General features: G+C 50.3%; 2 tRNA genes and 3 rRNA genes. All 5 read left to right on the top strand.

The features are described from left to right. Positions 1-524 precede the first annotated feature (524 nt). The 5 genes from CK620_RS13625 (at position 525) to rrf (ending at position 5,876) form a co-directional block, all read left to right on the top strand. Positions 525-2,062, top strand: a 16S ribosomal RNA gene (locus tag CK620_RS13625). Positions 2,063-2,143: 81 nt separating this feature from the next. Next, a tRNA-Ile gene (locus tag CK620_RS13630) sits at positions 2,144-2,220 on the top strand. A gap of 50 nt (positions 2,221-2,270) precedes the next feature. Continuing rightward, positions 2,271-2,346: transfer RNA gene (locus CK620_RS13635), tRNA-Ala, on the top strand. Between the two features lie 404 nt (positions 2,347-2,750). Then, positions 2,751-5,624, top strand: a 23S ribosomal RNA gene (locus tag CK620_RS13640). A gap of 139 nt (positions 5,625-5,763) precedes the next feature. Next, a 5S ribosomal RNA gene (gene rrf / locus CK620_RS13645) occupies positions 5,764-5,876 on the top strand. The 16S, 23S and 5S rRNA genes sit together here with 2 tRNA genes alongside, the layout of an rRNA operon. Positions 5,877-5,926: the final 50 nt, after the last annotated feature.

Consider the following 5,926-nt stretch of genomic DNA (forward strand, 5'->3'; position numbering starts at 1 on the left):
GAAAAACTTATGTTATAGTCACGCCTTCGCTTGATTGCAGCTGCTCTGTTGGGTGGTTGCGGTGGCAGATGGTTTGAGGTTAGTTGACTGACTCAAAATTTCTGCTACAATGCGAAGTTTCCTCGAAAGCTTGGTTGGTAGGCTGGATGAAAAAAATTTCAAAATTTTGTTGATTTGAAATTTTTTCGTGTTATAGTAGAGGGCTTCGCTGGATGCGAAGCGGTCTTCGAAGCAAGATTTCAAAAAAATTCAAAATTTCTTGAATGCTTGAAATTTTGTGTTATAGTAGAGGGCTTCGCTGATTGCGAAACAATGCGAATCCAAATCATTGGATGGCAAGCAGGGTTCATTAAAAATATACAGCCGATAAGCGTGGGCGTTTGGAATAAGAGTTGTCGCAAAAACTTTGCGCAAGCAAAGTGCGGCAGAAATGCCAAGCGCTCACAGCACAGAATCGAAGTGTGTAGGCTTTGAGCTTACAGGAGAACTTCAATTCCGCTTAAGTGAGTGAGTTAATAGAGATCGAACTAAAGAGTTTGATCCTGGCTCAGATTGAACGCTGGCGGCATGCTTTACACATGCAAGTCGAACGGTAACATGGGTGCTTGCACCTGATGACGAGTGGCGAACGGGTGAGTAATACATCGGAACATGCCCAATTGTGGGGGATAGCTCGGCGAAAGCCGGATTAATACCGCATAAGATCTACGGATGAAAGCAGGGGACCTTCGGGCCTTGCGCGATTGGAGTGGCCGATGGCAGATTAGGTAGTTGGTGGGGTAAAGGCCTACCAAGCCTGCGATCTGTAGCTGGTCTGAGAGGACGACCAGCCACACTGGGACTGAGACACGGCCCAGACTCCTACGGGAGGCAGCAGTGGGGAATTTTGGACAATGGGCGCAAGCCTGATCCAGCAATGCCGCGTGCAGGACGAAGGCCTTCGGGTTGTAAACTGCTTTTGTACAGAACGAAAAGTCTCTGGTTAATACCTGGGGATCATGACGGTACTGTAAGAATAAGCACCGGCTAACTACGTGCCAGCAGCCGCGGTAATACGTAGGGTGCGAGCGTTAATCGGAATTACTGGGCGTAAAGCGTGCGCAGGCGGCGATGCAAGACCGATGTGAAATCCCCGGGCTCAACCTGGGAACTGCATTAGTGACTGCATTGCTGGAGTGCGGCAGAGGGGGATGGAATTCCGCGTGTAGCAGTGAAATGCGTAGATATGCGGAGGAACACCGATGGCGAAGGCAATCCCCTGGGCCTGCACTGACGCTCATGCACGAAAGCGTGGGGAGCAAACAGGATTAGATACCCTGGTAGTCCACGCCCTAAACGATGTCAACTGGTTGTTGGGGATTCATTTCTTCAGTAACGAAGCTAACGCGTGAAGTTGACCGCCTGGGGAGTACGGTCGCAAGACTAAAACTCAAAGGAATTGACGGGGACCCGCACAAGCGGTGGATGATGTGGTTTAATTCGATGCAACGCGAAAAACCTTACCCACCTTTGACATGTACGGAACTTGCCAGAGATGGCTTGGTGCTCGAAAGAGAGCCGTAACACAGGTGCTGCATGGCTGTCGTCAGCTCGTGTCGTGAGATGTTGGGTTAAGTCCCGCAACGAGCGCAACCCTTGTCATTAGTTGCCATCATTAAGTTGGGCACTCTAATGAGACTGCCGGTGATAAACCGGAGGAAGGTGGGGATGACGTCAAGTCCTCATGGCCCTTATAGGTGGGGCTACACACGTCATACAATGGCCGGTACAAAGGGCAGCCAACCCGCGAGGGGGAGCAAATCCCATAAAGCCGGTCGTAGTCCGGATCGCAGTCTGCAACTCGACTGCGTGAAGTCGGAATCGCTAGTAATCGTGGATCAGCATGTCACGGTGAATACGTTCCCGGGTCTTGTACACACCGCCCGTCACACCATGGGAGCGGGTTCTGCCAGAAGTAGGTAGCTTAACCGTAAGGAGGGCGCTTACCACGGCAGGGCTCGTGACTGGGGTGAAGTCGTAACAAGGTAGCCGTACCGGAAGGTGCGGCTGGATCACCTCCTTTCTGGAAAAGGCAACTTTTGCCAAGCGTCCACACTTATCGGTTGTTGGAATGGAAATCAAATACCAAATGGTATTTGGTGATGGGTCTGTAGCTCAGCTGGTTAGAGCACCGTCTTGATAAGGCGGGGGTCGTTGGTTCGAGCCCAACTAGACCCACCAAAATCCTGTCGAAAGATGGGGTGGATGAAATCCAATGGATTGAATCTATTGGGGGATTAGCTCAGCTGGGAGAGCACCTGCTTTGCAAGCAGGGGGTCGTCGGTTCGATCCCGTCATCCTCCACCAAAAAGAGCATTCGGCATTAATTTTTTTTGCCTCATAAGTTGTGCTAGAATGCGCAGTTTCGTTAAACACCAAAAAGGCTTTAAAAGATTTTGGTCTTAAAGGCTTTTTTGTTGTTTATCGATATCAATCGATGAAATTGGCTGTTCTTTAAAAAATCATAGAGTCGAATCAGCGTTGCTGATGGAAAGCAGTAAATCTGCGCCGTGCCATCAGCAATGATTTTGATTGCGTCAACAACGAACATTCAAAGAAGTTTGAATTGTTCAGTAATTGACGATTGTTCTCTGAGCTGTCTAAAAATTTTAGGTGGCTCTTCAAGACAAGCGTGAATTACGGCAAACGCGTAAGCAAGTTTGCTTGTTCTGTGATGGAGGTTTTTGCGAAAGCAGAAGTCAAAGTTATAGGGTCAAGTGAATAAGAGCATGTGGTGGATGCCTTGGCGATTACAGGCGATGAAAGACGTGATAGCCTGCGATAAGCTTCGGGGAGCTGGCAAATGAGCATTGATCCGAAGATTTCTGAATGGGGAAACCCACCCGTTAGGGTATCGTTGACTGAATTCATAGGTTAACGAGGCGAACCTGGAGAACTGAAACATCTAAGTACCCAGAGGAAAAGACATCAACCGAGATTCCGAAAGTAGTGGCGAGCGAAATCGGATCAGCCTTCTAGTGATAGCGCAGAAGACAACAGAACGGATTGGAAACTCCGGCCACAGTGGGTGATAGCCCCGTATGTGAAAATTCTGTGTGGTACTAGGCTAGAGACAAGTAGGGCGGGACACGTGAAATCCTGTCTGAATATGGGGGGACCATCCTCCAAGGCTAAATACTCGTAATCGACCGATAGTGAACCAGTACCGTGAGGGAAAGGCGAAAAGAACCCCGGGAGGGGAGTGAAATAGATCCTGAAACCGCATGCTTACAAAAAGTCGGAGCCCTTCGGGGTGACGGCGTACCTTTTGTATAATGGGTCAGCGACTTACATTCAGTGGCGAGGTTAACCGAATAGGGGAGCCGAAGAGAAATCGAGTCCGAATAGGGCGTCTAGTCGCTGGGTGTAGACCCGAAACCGAGTGATCTATCCATGGCCAGGTTGAAGGTGCCGTAACAGGTACTGGAGGACCGAACCGACTAATGTTGCAAAATTAGCGGATGAGCTGTGGATAGGGGTGAAAGGCTAAACAAACTCGGAAATAGCTGGTTCTCTCCGAAAACTATTTAGGTAGTGCCTCAAGTATTACCTGCGGGGGTAGAGCACTGTTTTGGCTAGGGGGTCATGGCGACTTACCAAACCAAGGCAAACTCCGAATACCGCAGAGTACAGCTTGGGAGACAGTGCACCGGGTGCTAACGTCCGGACACGAGAGGGAAACAACCCAGACCGCCAGCTAAGGTCCCTAAAATTGGCTAAGTGGGAAACGAGGTGGGAAGGCATAGACAGTCAGGATGTTGGCTTAGAAGCAGCCATCATTTAAAGAAAGCGTAATAGCTCACTGATCGAGTCGTCCTGCGCGGAAGATGTAACGGGGCTCAAGCCAGTTACCGAAGCTGCGGATGCACAGTTTACTGTGCGTGGTAGGAGAGCGTTCTGTAGGCCTGCGAAGGTGGCTTGTAAAGGCTGCTGGAGGTATCAGAAGTGCGAATGCTGACATGAGTAGCGTTAAAGGGGGTGAAAAGCCTCCTCGCCGTAAGCGCAAGGTTTCCTACGCAACGTTCATCGGCGTAGGGTGAGTCGGCCCCTAAGGCGAGGCAGAGATGCGTAGCTGATGGGAAGCAGGTTAATATTCCTGCACCGACCTATAGTGCGATGTGGGGACGAATCTTAATAGGTGATCCAACTGTTGGAATAGTTGGTTTAGGCAGAAGTAGGCGTGTGTTAGGCAAATCCGGCACACATATACCGAGGCTGTCGATCGAGTGAGCTTGCTCATGAAGTCACTGAACGGGGTTCCAGGAAAAGCCACTAAGCTTCAGCTATAGGCGACCGTACCGCAAACCGACACTGGTGCGCGAGATGAGTATTCTAAGGCGCTTGAGAGAACTCAGGAGAAGGAACTCGGCAAATTGACACCGTAACTTCGGGAGAAGGTGTGCCCTATTAGTGTGATGAGAACATCTGAGCATGAATGGGTTGCAAAAAATAGGTGGCTGCGACTGTTTATTAAAAACACAGCACTCTGCAAACACGAAAGTGGACGTATAGGGTGTGACGCCTGCCCGGTGCTGGAAGATTAAGTGATGGGGTGCAAGCTCTTGATCGAAGTCCCAGTAAACGGCGGCCGTAACTATAACGGTCCTAAGGTAGCGAAATTCCTTGTCGGGTAAGTTCCGACCTGCACGAATGGCGTAACGATGGCCACACTGTCTCCTCCTGAGACTCAGCGAAGTTGAAATGTTTGTGATGATGCAATCTCCCCGCGGAAAGACGGAAAGACCCCATGAACCTTTACTGTAGCTTTGTATGGGACTTTGAACAGATCTGTGTAGGATAGGTGGGAGGCTTTGAAGTGAGGATGCTAGTTCTCATGGAGCCGTCCTTGAAATACCACCCTGGTGTGTTTGAGGTTCTAACCTGCGCCCTTGAATCAGGGCGGGGGACAGTGCATGGTAGGCAGTTTGACTGGGGCGGTCTCCTCCCAAAGCGTAACGGAGGAGTTCGAAGGTACGCTAGGTACGGTCGGACATCGTGCTAATAGTGCATAGGCATAAGCGTGCTTGACTGTGAGACTGACAAGTCGAACAGGTAGGAAACTAGGACTAAGTGATCCGGTGGTTCTGTATGGAAGGGCCATCGCTCAACGGATAAAAGGTACTCTGGGGATAACAGGCTGATACCGCCCAAGAGTTCATATCGACGGCGGTGTTTGGCACCTCGATGTCGGCTCATCTCATCCTGGGGCTGAAGTCGGTCCCAAGGGTATGGCTGTTCGCCATTTAAAGAGGTACGTGAGCTGGGTTTAAAACGTCGTGAGACAGTTTGGTCCCTATCTTCCGTGGGCGCTGCAGATTTGAGGGAACCTGCTCCTAGTACGAGAGGACCGGAGTGGACACACCTCTGGTGTACCGGTTGTCACGCCAGTGGCATCGCCGGGTAGCTAAGTGTGGACGAGATAACCGCTGAAAGCATCTAAGCGGGAAACTCATCCCAAGATGAGATCTGCCGGGGCCTTGAGCCCCCTAAAGGGTCGTTGAAGACTACGACGTTGATAGGCTGGGTGTGCAAGTGCAGCAATGCATTGAGCTAACCAGTACTAATTGCCCGTGAGGCTTGACCCTATAACTTTGACAAATCGATCCCACAACGATCGACAAAGCACAGCAGCAAACTGCTAAGGCTGGCCAGCGCAATCAAAATCATTCGATTCGACTCTATGCTTTTTGTTGCTGTAAGAACTCAGCAACAACACCAGTTATGCCTGATGACAATAGCAGTCTGGAACCACTCCTTCCCATCCCGAACAGGACAGTGAAACGGACTAGCGCCAATGATAGTGCGGATTCCCGTGTGAAAGTAGGTCATCGTCAGGCTTCTATGCCCTAAACCCCCCTCTTCCTCTCGGAATTGGGGGGTTTGTTTT

The organism is Vandammella animalimorsus (assembly GCF_002285285.1).
Taxonomy (GTDB): domain Bacteria; phylum Pseudomonadota; class Gammaproteobacteria; order Burkholderiales; family Burkholderiaceae_C; genus Lampropedia; species Lampropedia animalimorsus.